Origin of the sequence: Mesorhizobium sp. M1409 (assembly GCF_040317535.1) — a bacterium.
Taxonomy (GTDB): Bacteria; Pseudomonadota; Alphaproteobacteria; order Rhizobiales; family Rhizobiaceae; genus Mesorhizobium.
The window spans coordinates 1-16198 of record NZ_JAMYKV010000059.1 but is presented as its reverse complement, the minus strand read 5'-3'; the positions used below and the strand labels follow the sequence as shown (position 1 = coordinate 16198).

Sequence of the window (16198 nt, the reverse complement as noted above, 5' to 3'; positions counted from 1 at the left end):
GGGAAACCTGCGTCCCTACCGCGAAACGGCAAAGCCCTCCCAGCAGGGTCTCGAGATATCTGGTGTCCCATCCGGCGCGTTTGCGGCGGAGTTTGATGGATTTCTTGTCTGCTACGGCTCGGACGAGATTGATGGCGAAGTGCCTGACGATGGCCATGTTGTTTGCGCCATGCCCTTTACGAAGGCGCGACTGGTCATCCTTGAAGACGACGTCGAGCGTCCAGTGGAGGGCATTCTCGATCATCCAGTGGCCGCGCACGGCATTGGCGGCCTGTTGTGCGCTGAGCGTTGCGGAGGAGATATAATATCTGGTCTCGATACGGCATCGATCCTTGAGTTCGACATGCGCGGCGACGCGGACGATCGAAGCGGCGGCGGGCAGGCGCAATTCGCCGGGGAAGCGGCGGGTGCCGGGAGAGCCAATCGGTCTCGCCGCTGACGGTGACGGTGCGCTGCTCGATGCGGCCATGGGCCTTGCCGAGATCGGTGGAGTGATCGAGTCTGTCGGCGGGCGCGTCGGCGAAATAGGCTTCGATCTCGCTCCTGATGGTGGGTTGGTTGGCCTTGACGGCGAGCAGGTAGTCGGCGCCGGCGTCGCGGATTGCCGTGGCGATGGTGGCATTGGTGGCGATGGCATCGATGGAGACGAGTGCGCCCTTGAGGCCGTCATCCTTGCCCAGTCGCTCCAGCAGGATGGGGATGGCGGTGATCTCGTTGCTCTTGTCGGTGACGGCTTCCTGGCCAAGTACGAGGCGCGCGGTGGTGGCGAAGGCCGAGACCAGGTGCAGTGGGGCCTTGTCGGCGCTCCTGTCGTGGCTGCGGCGCGAGGTCTTGCCGTCGATGGCGACGAAGTCGGGCTTATCCGGCCAGGTCTCGCGGACCCAGGCACTGAAAGCGGCCGAGAACAGGGACGGGTTGATGCGGTTCATCAGAATGGTCAGCCAGCGCCCGCCTGGCACGCCGTGGTGGTAGGGCATATAGCGGCGCAGGAAATCGAGATGCGCCTCCGCCCATTCGGCGATGCCGTCATAGTCGTCGCAGTCGCAGATCGTGCCGCAGACGACCACAAACAGCACTTCGGGCAGGGGATGTGCGACCCGCCACGGTTCGCGCGGGTCTTCGATTGCAGAAAGGTGCTCCAACAGCGCCTTCAGGCGTGGCTTCTCGAAACCTTCGAGTGCGGTAATGGTCATGGCAGGGCTCCGAATCATGGGAACCCAATGGAATCAGATCAGCCGCAACCCCAAAAGCGCGTTAACCCGAGTTCGTTGCCCTGCGGCGCCAACCTCGACATTTGCCCGGTGAGGGCAACTGTGCTACACATCCAGGCATGGTGCTGATTCGCGCCAGTGACCCGCCGCAAGGCGGTTTTTTGTTGCCGTCGCATGCCTAGGCGATCAGGGCAAAACCCATCGCTTCGTCATCCACGGGCGGAGCAAGGAGCGTAGCGACGCGGCGCAGACCCGAGGATCCATGCCGCGACCTCCGAGCGCTGCCGCGGTGCAGAAGTTCGTGTGATGTCGGCGGGACAGCACCCCCCTCTGTCCTGCCGGACATCTCCCCCGCAAGGAGGGAGATTGGACTTCATGACTGCTTTCGCCAATCCCCAACGTCGAAAAGAAGGCGCCGTCGAAGCAAACTGCTGATCTCCCTCCTTGCGGGGGAGATGTCCGGCAGGACAGAGGGAGGTCCGCCGACATCGGGCAAGTCCTTCCCCGCAAGCGACAGGTTATAGCATGGGTCCTCGGGTCTTCGCTCCCGCTCCGCCCGTGGATGACGAAGTTGGTGAGGCTTCGGCCAATCTCGAATGTCTCCACCCGCTCTGAGCCCGCGAAGGGCAAGCCGCCGCCACCCCCATCGCCCCTCCGATCGATCAAAACCACTTGTCCGCCCGCAAAATCCATGCCCCGCGCTGGCTATGCGCCGCCACCTCTGCTTATCGTCCCGCCCAGCACCAGAGCAGGAGCCAGCACCATGAGCACCGTCCCGAAAACGCCCGAGCAGCCGGCGGAGAACGACAGCGGCGGCGAATATTTCGAGGCGCCGACCACCGGGCAGCTCGAGGCCGACCAGACCTCGGACGAGCATCTCGAAACGCCCGACGTGCCGGATTCGGAGCCATCCGCTCCGGGCGCCCACCGCGGCAAGCCGAAGAAAAAACCATCGGCGATATCGGGCCGGAAATTCCGCAAGCGCGATCTGGTGCGCATCGACACGCTGCGCCCGAGCCTCGCCGACCGCATCCGCTCCGATCATCCGGACCTGCCGGCCGGCGCCCGCATCACCCGCGCCGAGCTCGGCCGCTACCGTATGCGCTACATGGAGGAGCTGCTCCAGCAGGAACACGGCGAATTCTCCGAGCTCGACCGCCAGGTGGTCGAATCGATCGCCAGGCAGGACACGATTTCCGAAAACTCGGAGGAGGAGTTCGAGGAGCACCGGACGTTCGCCGACCGCGTCTCCGACAACATGGCCTCCTTCGGCGGCAGCTGGTGGTTCCTGATCTCGTTCGGCAGCGTGCTTCTGGTGTGGATCGGCATCAACCTGTTCGCGGGCATGGCGGGCGCTTTCGATCCCTACCCCTTCATCCTCTTGAACCTGCTGCTCTCCTGCATTGCCGCCATCCAGGCGCCGATCATCATGATGAGCCAGAGGCGGCAGGAGTCCAAGGACCGCCTGCGCTCCTTCAACGACTACCGCGTCAACCTCAAGGCCGAGCTGGAAGTGCGCCATCTGCACGAAAAACTCGACTACCTCATCTCGCGCCAATGGACCCGCCTGGCCGAAATGCAGCAGATGCAGCTAGACGCCATGCACGAACTGACCGGCGCCAGGAAGCCGAAGCGGGCGGTGCGTCGGCGACGGGCGGTGAAGAGTGAGGCGGGGCAGTGAGGGGTGGGCGCGGTGCGGGGTGATGACGGCCAGTCAGCCATGACGGGCGGCGGTCGCCGACAAAGGGTCCGGATGTTTCGCCAGCGGCTGCTCCAACTGGACATTGAGCTGGAAATTCAAGACAGTCTGCGCCACGCAATTATTGGGTGGGCACTTTTTTGAGCGATATTAAACTGTTTCAATTCAACCAAGGGCAGATTCACGAACTAGCTGGCTCTGCCATACAGGTCGAAAAATCGCTTCAGCATATCTTTGAGGCGAACCTTGAGGCGCTATTAGGCGTTCGATTTCTAGCGAGCGAGCACTCAACTGGGCCAGTCCACGGTGGCCGCATCGACACGTTGGGGCTCGATGAAGACAATTGTCCCGTGATCATTGAGTATAAGCGCGCGGTGAACGAGAACGTCATCAATCAGGGTCTATTTTACCTCGATTGGCTTCTCGATCATCGAAAGGAATTTCAATGGCTGGCCATGGAAAAGCTCGGTCCCGAAGCTGCCAAGAATGTCGATTTCTCGGCTCCAAGGCTGCTCTGTATCGCCGGCGATTTTACCCGCTATGACCAGCATGCGGTAAAGCAGATCGCCCGGAACATTGAGTTGATAAGATATCGGCAGTTTGGTGAATCTCTGCTCATGCTAGAACTCGTTCACGCACCGAAGTTGGCCAAGGTAAACACATTTTCAGCCGCACCCGCCGTAACTAGCACTGCCGGCGGGGCCGCCGTGGCCACCCCGAACGAAGATCTGGAAGACCCTTATGCCACATACCGTATGGCGTATCGCCTGTCGCAAGCGAGCCCCGCTTTGCGCGATCTCCATGACGCCATCCGTGACTTTCTCATCGGTCTTGGAGACGACGTTCAGGTCAAGGAGCTAAAGTTGTATACAGCGTTCAAGCGCATAAAGAACTTCGCCTGCCTTGAGGTCTACCCTCAGCCGAAGGTTGCTGTTGTTTACCTCAAGCTAGACCCACGGACAATCACGGTTGAGGAGGGCTTCACCCGTGATGTGACGAAAATTGGCCACTACGGAACCGGCAATCTGCAAGTTTCAATCAGGTCAATGGCTGATTTCCAGAAGGCGCAGCCGTTGTTCATGAGAGCGTATGAAGGATCGTGATTGGTGCTCTCGCCTTTGATTCTGTGCACCAGCCCTTTTGATTTCGCACAACTCACTTGGCCGTTGAAGCCCGCGACGGGTTCCGCTAAGAAGCCATGGCTGGCCGGTTTACCGGCTGGTTCGTTTTCCGGATCGCCGGTCCTGAAAGCACCCGTAGCTCAGCTGGATAGAGCGCTGCCCTCCGAAGGCAGAGGTCACAGGTTCGAATCCTGTCGGGTGCGCCATTGTGCAGGCCGGCTTCCTGCAGCGCTTCGTAGCAGCCGATCGCGGTGCGGTCGTTCTGGCAGAAGATGGCGGTGGGCTTATCCTTCAGCGCCAGGAACTTGACGGTCGCGGCATAGCCCGCTCTGGCCGACCAGCCTATGGACCGCGGCTCGCTGCAATTTCACGCGTCGATTACCACTTCCGCCCGTTCACTCAGACGCTATGCTGCTGACCATGATACCAAAGCCGCGAGGTTCGTTCATGATGAAGCAAAGTCAGCACCATGAGCGGATGACCATTCGCGGCCACCTCCAACCCGCGTCCTTCGTGCCTTGGATCATGCGCCATGCGGCCAAGCTAGGTCTCGCGCACCATGTCGCTCACGCAAGTGCCGATCGCATCGAACTCGATATTAGCGGTGCGGGAGAACTGATCGATATGATGGAGATGGGATGTTCGCTCGGGCCCATCGACGTCTGGGTCGAGACGATCGACCGCGCGCCTGTCGAGCAAAAAACACATGGCTTTGCGTGTGGTTACCGGCCGTTTGCACTTAATTTGATCAATATTGCAATTGCGAAATAATTATGCATACCTCAGCCCATCGAGCGGTTCGCCAACTCCTTTCGCTGGCATCCCTGGTCGGCAAACAGTGGTATCAGTACGGAAAGTAAGGTCATGCTGTCCGACAAGACGGACACCTGGGTGCCGGTCGCCCTTTCCCAGGATCTGCCAGCAGGACAGGCAATGCCGGCGTGGACGCCCGCCGGTCCCATTGCCCTCTGGCGAAGCCAATCGGGGTGCTTGGCGGCATCGGCGGATCGCTGTCCGCATCGCGGCATGCGCCTCTCCCATGGCTTCGTGCGCGGCGAGGCGCTTTCCTGCATCTATCACGGCTGGAGCTATTCGCAGGCCGGTCGGTGTCTGCGCATTCCCGCCCATCCCAATCTCACGCCGCCGGAGACGATTCGCGTTGCGACCCGGTCGGTCGAAGAGGCAGGCGGCATCGTCTGGGTCGCCGATGGAGAGCCCGACGGCAAGCCACCCCTTTTTGAAGGTTACGTCCCGCTCCGTTCGTTGACGGCCCGTGCCGGACATTCGGCGCTCTCTGCCGCTGCCGGTACGAAGGCTGCCGTTGAAGGATTCGCCTGGCAGGCGCCCGGCGCGCCGGCAATCCGCCTGCTGCCCATACCGGAGGAAACCGGCGAGACGCTGATCCACGTCCTTGTTCCAGCCGATTGCGGTGTGTCCGAGCGCATCGCCGCCTCGCGAGCCGCCGAGAGCCTTCGGCGCATGGCCGAACGGATCGAAGCGGAAGGGGCTGCGTCATGATCGACGATGCGATGCGCGACGAATGGTATCCGGTCGGGCTTTTCAGCCGGCTCGACCGTGATGGGCGCGAGACCACCCTGATGGGCGAACCGATCAAGGTTGCGCTCGACACCGATGGCGCGGCGAAAGTGACAGGCGAAAACGGGCGCGTGCTGCCGGTTTCGGTGCGCTATGGCCATATCTGGTCGTCGCTCGGCGAACCCAGGAAAGCGGTCTTTCCGATTCCCGAGGCGGACCAGCCCGGGCGCCGCTTCGTCGATGTCGGTGTGGTGCGGGTGCGCTGCTCGCCGCTCCGCGCCGTCGAGAACTTCCTCGACATCGCACACTTCCCCTTCGTCCATACCGACATCCTCGGCTCGGAGCCGCATACCGAGGTCGAAAACTACAAGGTCGAGATCCGCGAGGACGAGGACGAGGTCTGGGCAACCCAGGTGAAGTTCTACCAGCCGCAGGCGGCGAAATCAGCGAGCGGGGGTATCACGACGGAATATATGTACCGCGTGCCGGCTCCGACCTGCTCGGTCCTTTACAAGACCTGCCCGCCGCGCCCGGGCGAATGGGATGTCATTGCGCTGTTCGTCCAGCCGCTTGCCGAGGATCTCTGCGACGTCTGGCCGTGGATGGCGCTCTTCGACGACGAGACGCCACTGACCGACCTCATCCATTTCCAGCAGACGATTTTCCTGCAGGACCGCTCGATCCTCGAAAACCAGATCCCGCGGCTTCTGCCGCTCGATCCCGGCATGGAAATCCCGACGCGCGCGGACCTGACCTCGGTCGCCTATCGCCGCTGGCTGAAACGCCACAATTATACCTACGGCGCGCAGCTGGTGGCACAATGAGGCTTTACGACTACGTCCTCTCCCCAAGTTGCTACAAGGTGCGCCTGATGGCGGCGCTGTCGGGCGTGAAGCTCGAGATCCGTCCGGTCGACTTCCATCCCGGCGCCGAGCATCGCGGCCCAGAGCTTATGGCGCTCAACCCGGGTGGTTCCATCCCGATCCTTGAAGACGGCGACCTGATCCTGACCGAGTCTTCCGCCATGCTTGGCTATCTCGCCGCGAAGGCAGCACCGGCCTGGCTCGGCAGCGGCGCCCCCGAGGAGACGGCGCGCATCCAGCAATGGCTTTCCTTCTCGCACAGGCTGACCGCCAGCCTCGGCGGCGCGCGCCTGCATGAGATGCTGCTGCGCCCCGGTGACATCGGTGCGCTTCAGGCCAATGGCATGGCGGCACTGCGTGAACTGGAAGCCGGCCTCTTCGAACAAAAAATGCGTGGCGATCGGTTTCTCGCGTCCGACCGGCCGACGATTGCCGACATTGCCTGCTTTCCCTATGTCGCGCTCGCGCCCGACGGGGGCGTTTCCCTCGACCCGTATCCCACGATCCGGCTCTGGTCGCGAGCGCTCCGCAGCCTCGACAACTTCATCGAGATGCCCGGTATCCACCGGCTGCACGAGTTGAAGCCCGAACCGCGACCATGCCCGGACGAGGCGTGAGATGACCGGCTATCTCCTGAAAAATTGCGCAGCGGTCATCACCGACGAGGGCAAGGGTCCGAGCGTCCGGCGCAATGTCGATATACTGACGAATGGGCCGCGGATCGAGGCGATCGGGGAAGGCCTGCACGGAGGCAAGCTGCCGGCCGGTACCATCGTGCGGGACGCCGACGGCTGGTTCGTCTATCCCGGCCTCGTCAACACGCACCATCATTTCTTTCAGTGCTTCGTGCGCAACCGTGCCGAGCTCGACTGGACGAAGCTGTCGGTCATCGAATGGCTCGACCGGATCTATCCCATCTTCTCCCGGCTCAACGAGGATTGTTTCTACCACGCCTCGATCACGGCGATGGCGGAGATGATCAAGCACGGTTGCACCACGGCCTTCGACCACCAGTACAATTTTCCACGCCATGCCGGAAAGCGGCTCATCGACCGGCAGTTCGAAGCGGCCGATCTTCTCGGCATGCGGTTCCACGCAGGGCGCGGCGGCAACACGCTGCCGAAGTCGGAAGGCTCGACCATTCCGGACGAGATGCTGGAGACCACGGACGAATTCATCGCCGACTGCGCACGCCTCACCGACACTTATCACGACACCAGCCCCTTCAGCATGCGCCAGGTCGTCGTCGCTCCCTGCCAGCCGGTCAACTGCTACCGCGAGACCTTCGTGGAATCGGTTTCGCTGGCGCGTGATCGCGGGTTGCGGATGCACACCCATGTCGGCGAGGGCGAAAGCCCGGTCATCGAGGCCCGCCACGGCATGCGCACGGTGGACTATCTCGAGGAACTCGGATTTGCCGGCCAGGACACTTTCTATGCCCATTGCTGGGAGCTGACGCATGATGAACTGCGGGTGATGGCGGCGAGCGGCACCGGTGTTTCGCATTGTCCGGAGCCGGTCTATCTGGTGGGTGCGCAGGTGACCGATATTCCCGCCATGTCCGCCTTCGGCCTGCGCGTCGGTCTCGGCTGCGACGGCGCTGCCTCGAACGACAATTCCAACCTCATGCACTGCATCCATTCCGCCTACATGCTGCAATGCCTGGCGGCCTCGACGCGCGCTCATCCGGTGCCCGCGCCGGCCGATTTCCTCGGCTATGCGACATCGGGCGGCGCCGCGCTTCTGGGCCGCAAGGACATCGGCCGACTGTCGTCAGGCATGGCCGCCGATCTCTTCGCGATCGACACGCGCCGCATGGATTATGTCGGCACGCGCCACGATCCGTTGAGCCTGATTGCCAAGGTCGGCATCGGCATGCCCACCGACATGACCATGATCAACGGCCGCATCGTCTGGGAAAAGGGTGCGTTTGCCGGGCTGGACGAGGCCCGGCTTGCCGCGGACGCGGAAGCCGCTCTTGCCGCGGTGGAATTCTGACAACTTAAAAAAGGGGAACTGACATGCTGAACTATCTGACCCGCAGAACTCTGATGAAGGGCCTTGCCGCGACGGGGCTTGCCGGCACCCTTGGCGGCCGTCCCGCCTTCGCGGCCGACGAGCCGCTCGGTATCACGCTCGTGCTCCCGTCGCCGGTCGGCGATGTCGGCTGGGGCCACGCGCTCGCCGCCGGCCTCGAGCCGGTCAAGGCCGCATATGGCGACAAGGTGAAGATCACCGTCATCGAGAACATCGCCGAGGGGCCGGACGCCGACCGGATCATGAACAAGACCGTCGCCGACGGTAACAAGTTCCTGATCGCCGGCTCATTCGGCTACCAGAATGGCGCACTGCAGATCGCCCGCCGCGATCCCGGGGTCACTGTGCTGCATGCCTCCGGCTTCCAGACCGCGCCGAATTTCTCGCCCTTCGCGGCGAAGTATTTCCAGGGCACTTACCTGCTCGGCATGGCCGCCGCGGCTCTTTCCAAGACCGGCAAGCTGGGCTCGGTCTCGGCCTTCGCCATTCCGGAGCTGATCACCTCGATCAACGCATTTACGCTCGGCGCGCAGACCGTGAATCCCGCTGTCGAGGTATCGGTCGTCTGGGTGAACTCCTGGTTCGACCCAGCCAAGGAACAGGAAGCAGCCAAGGCGCTGATGGCACAGAACTGCGACGTGATCTTCTCGAACGCGCAGGATACGCCCTCGGTCATCTCGGCCTGCGAGGAGGCTGGCGTCTACGCGTTCAACCTCAATTCGTCGATGAAGAAATACGCGCCGAAGAAATATCTCGGCTGCATCGCGACGGACTGGTCGCCCTTCTTCAAGGCTTCCGTGGATGCCCATATCGCCGGAACGTTCAAGGGCGCCAACGCCTTCCTCGGCGTCGCCGAAAAGGTGGTGGAGGTCGCGGACTGGAACTCGGATGTCCCAGCCGACACGATGACGAAGATCAAGGAGGTGGCGGCGAAGATCGCCGACGGCAGCTTCTCGCCCTTCACAGGCCCGATCACCAAGGCCGACGGCAGCGAAGCCGCCGCCGCCGGTGCGGCGATGGCGGATGCCGAGATCGTCGCGATGGACTGGCACGTCAAGGGTGTCACCACACCGCTGCCGAAGTAAGTCATGAGCCCGCCCCTTCTGTCGCTGCGCGGCATATCGAAGAGCTACGGCCAGATCCGGGCCAACCAGGCCATCGATCTGGACGTGGCGCCCCAATCGATCCATGCGATTCTGGGGGAGAATGGGGCGGGCAAATCGACGCTGATGAAACTCATCTATGGCGTCGAGCAGCCGGACGACGGCACCGTCGTCTGGAACGGAGAACCCCTGAGCCTTGCCTCGCCGGCCGAGGCACGGCGCAGGGGCATCGGCATGGTCTTTCAGCACTTCTCGCTGTTCGAGACGCTGACTGTTGTCGAGAACATCCAGCTCGTCGTGCCCGGCAGCAAGGCGGAGCTGGCGGGGCGCATCCGCAGCCTCGGCCAAGATTTTGGCCTTGAAGTAGATCCTCTCGCCGATGTGCACGCGCTCTCGGTCGGCGAGCGGCAGCGGGTGGAGATCATCCGCTGCCTGATGACGGACCCGAAGCTGCTCATTCTCGACGAGCCGACCTCGGTGCTGCCGCCGCAGGCGGTGAAGAAGCTGTTCGACACGCTCAGGCGGCTTCGCGGCCGCGGCGTGTCCATCCTCTTCATCTCCCACAAGCTGGAGGAAATTCGCACGATCTGCGACCACGCGACCATCCTGCGTGGAGGGCGCGTTATCGGCACCGTCGACCCGCGCGACCATGATGCGCACGACCTCGCCCGCATGATGATCGGCCGCGACATGCCGGAGGTGATGCCGGCGTTGGCCATGCCCGAGGGGGAGAAGCGGCTGGAAATAATCGGTATGGACTACACGCCGGATGACCCTTTTGCCACGCCGCTCTCCGGCATCAGCCTCACGGTACGATCAGGCGAGATCCTCGGCATAGCCGGGCTGTCCGGCGGCAATCTGCAGAAATTCATCGTCGGTCGCGAGATGATGCTCTCGCCAAAACTGCTCTTCGTGGCGCAGCCGACCTGGGGTGTGGACATCGGCGCTGCGTCCGCCATCAGAAGGCGGCTCATTGCGTTGCGCAACGAGGGCATGGCGATCCTCGTCATTTCCGAGGAACTCGAGGAACTTTTCGAACTCTGCGATTTCATCCAGGTGCTGCATCATGGAATGCTGAGCCCGCCTCTGGTAACGCGGGATACACGCCCCGAAGACATCGGCCGATACATGATCGGCGCACATGCCTCGCCAGAGAAGGTTCCTGCATGAATGTTCGGACCGCGACGTTCCTCCCCGCGCTCGTCCGCCGGGAGCATGTCTCGCTCGTCGCGGCCATGCTGGCCCCGGTTGCCGCGCTTGGCATGGCGATCATCCTCAATCTGGGCCTTTATGTGCTGATAGGCCGAGATCCGGCGACCGTGCTGTACGCGATGCTTCTCGAGCCGTTCCTCTCCTGGGCATCGTTCGCGGAGGTGCTGCTCAAGGCGGGGCCTCTTCTTCTCATCGCGCAGGGGCTGGCGATCGGTTTCCGCGCAAAAGTGTTCAACATCGGCGCGGAGGGCCAGTTCATCCTGGGCGCTATTTTCGCCTCGGCGATCCCCGTCTGGTTTCCGCAGGCGAGCGGGCAGTGGATCTGGCCGCTGATGCTGCTTCTCGGTGCCGTCGGAGGTGCGCTTTGGGCATCTATCACCGCCTTCTGGCGGGTCCGGCTCAATGCGAACGAGATCCTGGTCTCCCTGATGCTGAGCCTCGTTGCGGCGCAAGTCCTCAACTACCTGCTGCTCGGCCCCTGGAAAGACCCGGCCGGCTTCAATTTCCCACAATCCGTGATGTTTCAGAACGACGCGATGGTGCCGACCCTGATCGCCGGTACCCGCGTCAACGTCTCGCTGCTCATCACGCTCGCGCTCTCGCTGGCGGCCTGGGTTTTCATGCAGCGAAGTTTCATGGGTTATAAGCTCAAGGTCGGCGGCCTTGCCCCACGCGCGGCCGGTTACGCCGGCTTCAGCGAAGCGCGTGCGATTTGGCTGTCGCTTCTGATCGGCGGCTTCGTGGCGGGACTGGCAGGCGCCGCGGAAGTCGCGGGGCCGCTCGGCCAATTGCAGCGCTCGATCTCGACCGGCTACGGCTATGCGGCCATCATCGTCGCCTATCTCGGCGGCTTGCATCCGATCGGCATCATCTTTTCCGCGCTCTTTATGGCTGTCCTCTACATCGGCGGCGACAATGCGATGGTGTCGGCAAACTTGCCGATCGCCGCCGTCCGCGTCTTCCAAGGCAGCTTGCTGCTTGCCTACCTCGTCGCTGTCGCCTTCGTGCGCTACCGCATCGAGTGGCGCTTCCCCCATCACCGGAGCCAGCCATGAACGCCGTCGAGTTCATTATTTCGGGCATGCTGGCAGCCGCAACACCCTTTCTCCTTGCCGCACTCGGCGAACTGGTGGTCGAGCGCGCCGGCGTCCTTAACCTCGGCGTGGAGGGCCTGATGGCCCTCGGCGCCGTGCTCGCGTTCATCGTCGTCTACCACGGCGGTGGACACCTGCTGGGCTTCGTCGGCGCTGGCCTCGGCAGCGCCATCCTGTCCCTCGTCTTTGCAGTGCTGGCACTCGGCTTCCGGGCAAACCAGGTCGCCACAGGCCTTGCGATCGGCATCCTCGGCCAGGGCCTTTCGGCGCTGTTCGGCAAAAGCTACGAGAGCCTGACGGTCAAGGGGCTCCCGAAACTTGCCTTTCCCGGCCTCTCGGAAATCCCGGTAATCGGCAGACTGTTTGTCGAAGACATCGTCGTATGGCTTTCCCTTGTCGTGACGTTCGCGATCTGGGCGGTGTTTGCCTATACGAGGGTCGGCCTTGTCGTGAGGGCAATCGGCGAGAATCCCAAGGCTGCCCACGCCATCGGCTATCCGGTCATCGCTATCCGTGTCGCGGCGATAGCCTTTGGTGGCATGATGGCGGGTTTTGCCGGCGCCTATGCGGCGGCGGTATACACGCCCCTTTGGGCGGACGGCATGATTGCCGGACGTGGCTGGATCGCGATCGCACTCGTCGTCTTTGGTACCTGGCTCGCCGGCCGCATCTTCCTGGGTGCCTGCCTCTTCGGCGCGGTTTCGCTGATGAGCCTCGCCGCCCAGGCGACCGGTCTGGACGTGTCGTCGCAACTGCTTTCCAGTCTTCCCTATCTCGTTACGATCGTCGTGCTCGGTGTCATCTCGGCGGACCGCCGCCTGCTCAGGCTGAACGGCGTCGCCTCGCTCGGCGAACCCTTCGAACACTAGTCACGAGGCAATGTGATCTGCGCAACGAAAGCGGCGCGGTCCATAGCGGCTCAAAATTGACTAGCTCAAAGCTGTCTACCAGCCTTGCCGGCCATACCATTCGTCGATATCTCGGCGTACGCGATCCTTCGCCAAGCCGTAGCGTTCCTGAATCTTGCCTTCGAGCTGATCGCGCTTGCCGGCGATGCGGTCTAGATCATCATCAGTGAGCTTGCCCCACTGTTCCTTGACCTTGCCTTTAACCTGCTTCCAATTTCCTTCGACGCGGTTCCAGTCCATGGTGGCGAACTCCTTCGTTTCTCTGGTGGAAAAACGGTCGTATGACCGTGGGGTTCCGCTACAACGCCGAACAAGCGACAGCCGCGATTTGGAAGCCGATTTTCGTTTCGATCAAACAGCCTCGATGGAACATTAGCAGTCCCTAAAGGTTGATACGTGCGGCAGGTGGTGCCCTCCATCGCCTGCTGAAGATTGGGGCGACAGCCCCAATCGGCCCGCGCTCTCCGCCAGAGGCGCGGGCTTTATAAATTGACCAAGGGAATAAACCGGCCAAGCGAAGCGATGACCGACAAGCCCTACGTCGTCACGTGTTCGAGAAGCCGCATTGGCGGACCGCGAGGCAGCTGAACAACGATTAATCCGGCGGCGATGCGATCTCTCCTATCACGCCCCCACCACAGCCCGCACGCTCTCCCGCTCCACCAGCGGGCACTCCAGCTTGGTGATCGGATACCGTCCCCGCCCGGGCGCCGCCGGCGCTTCCAGCTGTTCTATCGCCCATTGGCCCATCGCCATGTGCGGCAGGATCGAGGTCGTCAGCGGCGGGAACAGATGCCTGGCGATTTCCTCGTCGTCGTAGCCAACGACGGAAATATCCCCAGGGATGCGCAGGCCGGCTTCCTTCAGCGCTTCGTAGCAGCCGATCGCGGTACGGTCGTTCTGGCAGAAGATGGCGGTCGGGCGGTCCCTCAGCGCCAAGAGCTTAACGGTCGCGGCATAGCCCGCGCTGGCCGACCAGTCGCCCTCGACCACCAGTTCCGGATCGAACGGGATGTCGGCGGTGGCGAGCGCGCGGCGGTAGCCTTTCAGCCGGTCTTGTGCTGCCTGCATCCACGGCTCGCCGGTGATAGTGGCGATGCGGCGGTGGCCGTGGCTGATCAGATGGCGGGTGGAGCTCTGGCCGCCGGCGATCTCGCTCGGCACCACGGCCGGGAAGGCGTAGTCCGCCGTGTAGCAATTGAGCAGGATCACCGGAATGTCGAGGCCGTAGAGATAGTCGGGCGCGGTGATCTCGCGGGTGAAGATGGTCATGTAGATCAGCGCCGAAATGCCCCGCTTGGTGAGTGCGGCGATGGCGCGCGGCTCCATGACGGAATCGCCAAGCGTCTGCGCCACCAGAAGCACGTTGCCGGCATTCCACGAGGCCTGCCGCGCGCCCTCGATGGCGACGACGGCTTCCGGGCTGGTGGCGAGCTGGTCGACGGCGAAGCCGATCACCCCGTCCAGCCCTTCAAAGGCGGGAAGCGGCGGGTGAAGTGCCGAAAAGGCGGGCGCGGCATAGCCAAGGGTCCGCGCGGCCTCGATCACCCGTTCGCGGGTCTGCTGCGACAGCTTGATGCCGGGCGAATTGTTGAGCACGAAGGAAACGGTCGCCTGCGAGCAGCCGGCGGCCCTGGCGATGTCGGTCATGGTGACGCGACCCCTGGCGCTCTTCGCCGGCGCCTTGCGGCGCCTCACCGTGTCGATGGCCGGATCCGTGGTTTCGCTCATGTCACTCCTCCAGCCTGTCTAGCGGCCGCCCGTCAGGCCGGCAAGATGGCGTGACGTTGTCGATTTATAGAGATCGTCGCGCGGATTTATATCTATTAGTAGCTTCAAGGTCTATCCATCCGGCATCTCCACACAGCCCGAAGGTCAAACGGCATAAGACATAGGCGTTGGCGCAGCCGAGGCGGAGGCTCGCCGGCGGATGTGCCGCGAAGCGCAAGCATACCCAGGGATATCGCCTCAGAACTAATACTGTTTACTAATACAAAAATGCGCTGTACCGTCAATCTGTCGCGTCCGGGTCGGTTGGGCTCGAGGCGGCGGGAGTACGAGAAATGGCCCGATGGCGAGCGGATCTTAACCCCGCAAGCCTTGTCTCGGATATGTGATATGTCTGACAAATCGGACTATTTACGAACGAAGGATGAGTCTCTAAGGTCCGCATCGTGGCTGGACCGGCGCCATTCTTTCGGTGCCGGGAACCCTTTGAGGAGGAGGGCGTCCAAGCTGCAAACGGCAAAATCAGGTCAGTGCAAGATCGGTCAGTCGCACGACTGAACCAAACGGGAGGTTGAACATGAAATCCTTGATACGAAATGCATCCGTAGCCACCGCGGCGCTGTTGCTCGGCCTGTCGGCCACGGCAATCGCGCGCGCCGACGACAAGCCGACGCTGGCCTTCGTCGTCAACGGCGCTTCCGATTTCTGGAAGGCCGCCGAAGCCGGCGTCAAGAAGGCGCAAGGCGAACTGCCTGACTACAATCTCGAACTCAAATATCCCGAACAGTCCTCGGTGGCCATCCAGCAGCGGCTGATGGACGATCTGGTGACCGCGGGCGTCAAGGGCATCATGGTCTCGGCCGTCGATCCCAAGACCTCGACCGACGGGCTTAACAAGATCGCCTCGGAAACGGCGCTGTTCACCACCGACAGCGACGCTCCGCAGACCAAGCGCGTCGCCTATATCGGCTCGTCCAACGTCGATGCCGGCAAGCAGGCGGCCGAAATCGCCAAGAAGGCGATGCCCGATGGCGGCAAGTGCCTCGGCTTCGTCGGCCTGCTCGGCGCCGACAATGCCAAGGAGCGCATCCAGGGCATGAAGGACGGTCTGGCCGGCACCAAGATCGAGCTGATCGACGTGCGTGGCGACGACATCGACCAGGCGCGCGCCAAGAAGAATGTCGAGGACGCGCTGGTTGCCAGCCCCGACGTCACCTGCATGGTCGGCTTCTACTCCTACAACACGCCGCGCATCTACGAAGCGCTGCGCGACGCCGGCAAGCTCGGCTCGATCACGGTGGTCGGCTTCGATGACGATCCGATCACGCTGGGCGGCGTCAAGGAAGGCACCGTTGCCGCAACCGTCGTGCAGCAGCCCTTCGAATGGGCCTATCAGGGCATGAAGCTGATGGCTGCCTATCTCAAGGGCGACAAGTCGGGCATCCCGGAAGGTGGCCTCATCATCGTCCCCACCAAGATCATCGGCAAGGACGATGTCGACGCCTATGCCGCCAACCTGAAGGCGATGTCTGGAAACTGATCGTCGTTAGCGCTGCCCCCATCCGCCTCCGGCTCCCTCTCCCTCTCCCCCTCTCTATACGGGGCTAGCGTGCGCACACATTTGCTTCGGCGCAGTTCTTGAAGGCGCCAGATAGGGGTTGAAGAAGTTGAATCGTCTGTGATTCT

General features: G+C 62.6%; 14 protein-coding genes, 1 tRNA gene and 2 pseudogenes. 13 read left to right on the top strand and 4 right to left on the bottom strand.

The window, feature by feature from the left end:
* Nucleotides 1–40: 40 nt before the first annotated feature.
* Nucleotides 41–1193: pseudogene (locus NKG99_RS30460) on the bottom strand (ISAs1 family transposase); the annotation flags it as partial.
* Nucleotides 1194–1974: 781 nt separating this feature from the next.
* Between NKG99_RS30460 and NKG99_RS30455 the strand changes: the two are divergent.
* The 3 genes from NKG99_RS30455 to NKG99_RS30445 all read left to right on the top strand — a co-directional run bounded on the left by NKG99_RS30455 (nt 1975) and on the right by NKG99_RS30445 (nt 4237).
* Nucleotides 1975–2892: a DUF1003 domain-containing protein gene (locus tag NKG99_RS30455; protein WP_352872881.1), complete on the top strand. Its 918-nt coding sequence runs from the start codon at nt 1975–1977 to the stop codon at nt 2890–2892.
* Nucleotides 2893–3050: 158 nt separating this feature from the next.
* Nucleotides 3051–4013: a DUF5655 domain-containing protein gene (locus tag NKG99_RS30450; protein ID WP_352872880.1), complete on the top strand. Its 963-nt coding sequence runs from the start codon at nt 3051–3053 to the stop codon at nt 4011–4013.
* Between the two features lie 147 nt (nt 4014–4160).
* Nucleotides 4161–4237 (top strand) — tRNA-Arg (locus NKG99_RS30445).
* Here NKG99_RS30445 and NKG99_RS30440 read toward each other — a convergent pair.
* Nucleotides 4231–4377: pseudogene (locus tag NKG99_RS30440) on the bottom strand (substrate-binding domain-containing protein); the annotation flags it as partial. The gene NKG99_RS30445 and the pseudogene NKG99_RS30440 sit on opposite strands and share 7 nt — an antisense overlap.
* Nucleotides 4378–4478: 101 nt before the next feature.
* On the opposite strand from NKG99_RS30440, the gene NKG99_RS30435 reads away from it, so the two are divergent.
* The 9 genes from NKG99_RS30435 to NKG99_RS30395 all read left to right on the top strand — a co-directional run bounded on the left by NKG99_RS30435 (nt 4479) and on the right by NKG99_RS30395 (nt 12745).
* Nucleotides 4479–4802, top strand: a complete 324-nt coding sequence (locus NKG99_RS30435; RefSeq protein WP_352872879.1) for an acylphosphatase — start codon at nt 4479–4481, stop codon at nt 4800–4802.
* 93 nt (nt 4803–4895) lie between these two features.
* The gene (locus NKG99_RS30430; RefSeq protein ID WP_352872878.1) at nt 4896–5549 is read left to right on the top strand and encodes a Rieske 2Fe-2S domain-containing protein; all 654 of its coding nucleotides are present in this window, start codon (nt 4896–4898) and stop codon (nt 5547–5549) included.
* Complete coding sequence (locus NKG99_RS30425) at nt 5546–6391, top strand: aromatic ring-hydroxylating dioxygenase subunit alpha (RefSeq protein ID WP_352872877.1); 846 nt, start codon at nt 5546–5548, stop codon at nt 6389–6391. Before NKG99_RS30430 ends, NKG99_RS30425 begins: the two co-directional genes overlap by 4 nt.
* A complete protein-coding gene (locus NKG99_RS30420; protein ID WP_352872876.1) occupies nt 6388–7047 on the top strand; it encodes a glutathione S-transferase family protein in 660 nt (219 codons plus the stop codon). Before NKG99_RS30425 ends, NKG99_RS30420 begins: the two co-directional genes overlap by 4 nt.
* 1 nt (nt 7048) lies before the next feature.
* Nucleotides 7049–8428 (top strand): amidohydrolase, encoded by a 1380-nt coding sequence (locus tag NKG99_RS30415; protein ID WP_352872875.1) that lies wholly within the window; start codon nt 7049–7051, stop codon nt 8426–8428.
* Between the two features lie 26 nt (nt 8429–8454).
* A complete protein-coding gene (locus NKG99_RS30410) occupies nt 8455–9552 on the top strand; it encodes a BMP family ABC transporter substrate-binding protein (protein WP_352872918.1) in 1098 nt (365 codons plus the stop codon).
* Nucleotides 9553–9555: 3 nt separating this feature from the next.
* Nucleotides 9556–10740 (top strand): ABC transporter ATP-binding protein, encoded by a 1185-nt coding sequence (locus NKG99_RS30405; RefSeq protein WP_352872873.1) that lies wholly within the window; start codon nt 9556–9558, stop codon nt 10738–10740.
* Complete coding sequence (locus NKG99_RS30400) at nt 10737–11837, top strand: ABC transporter permease (protein WP_352872872.1); 1101 nt, start codon at nt 10737–10739, stop codon at nt 11835–11837. Before NKG99_RS30405 ends, NKG99_RS30400 begins: the two co-directional genes overlap by 4 nt.
* Complete coding sequence (locus tag NKG99_RS30395; protein WP_352872871.1) at nt 11834–12745, top strand: ABC transporter permease; 912 nt, start codon at nt 11834–11836, stop codon at nt 12743–12745. Before NKG99_RS30400 ends, NKG99_RS30395 begins: the two co-directional genes overlap by 4 nt.
* Nucleotides 12746–12820: 75 nt before the next feature.
* Here the strand turns inward: NKG99_RS30395 and NKG99_RS30390 are convergent, their stop codons facing one another.
* Both NKG99_RS30390 and NKG99_RS30385 read right to left on the bottom strand, forming a co-directional pair.
* Nucleotides 12821–13024: a CsbD family protein gene (locus tag NKG99_RS30390; protein WP_352601557.1), complete on the bottom strand. Its 204-nt coding sequence runs from the start codon at nt 13022–13024 to the stop codon at nt 12821–12823.
* Between the two features lie 384 nt (nt 13025–13408).
* Nucleotides 13409–14515: a LacI family DNA-binding transcriptional regulator gene (locus NKG99_RS30385; RefSeq protein WP_352872870.1), complete on the bottom strand. Its 1107-nt coding sequence runs from the start codon at nt 14513–14515 to the stop codon at nt 13409–13411.
* Between the two features lie 574 nt (nt 14516–15089).
* Between NKG99_RS30385 and NKG99_RS30380 the strand changes: the two genes are divergently transcribed.
* Entirely contained in the window at nt 15090–16052 is a 963-nt protein-coding gene (locus NKG99_RS30380) for a sugar-binding protein (RefSeq protein ID WP_352872868.1), read from the top strand.
* Nucleotides 16053–16198: the final 146 nt, after the last annotated feature.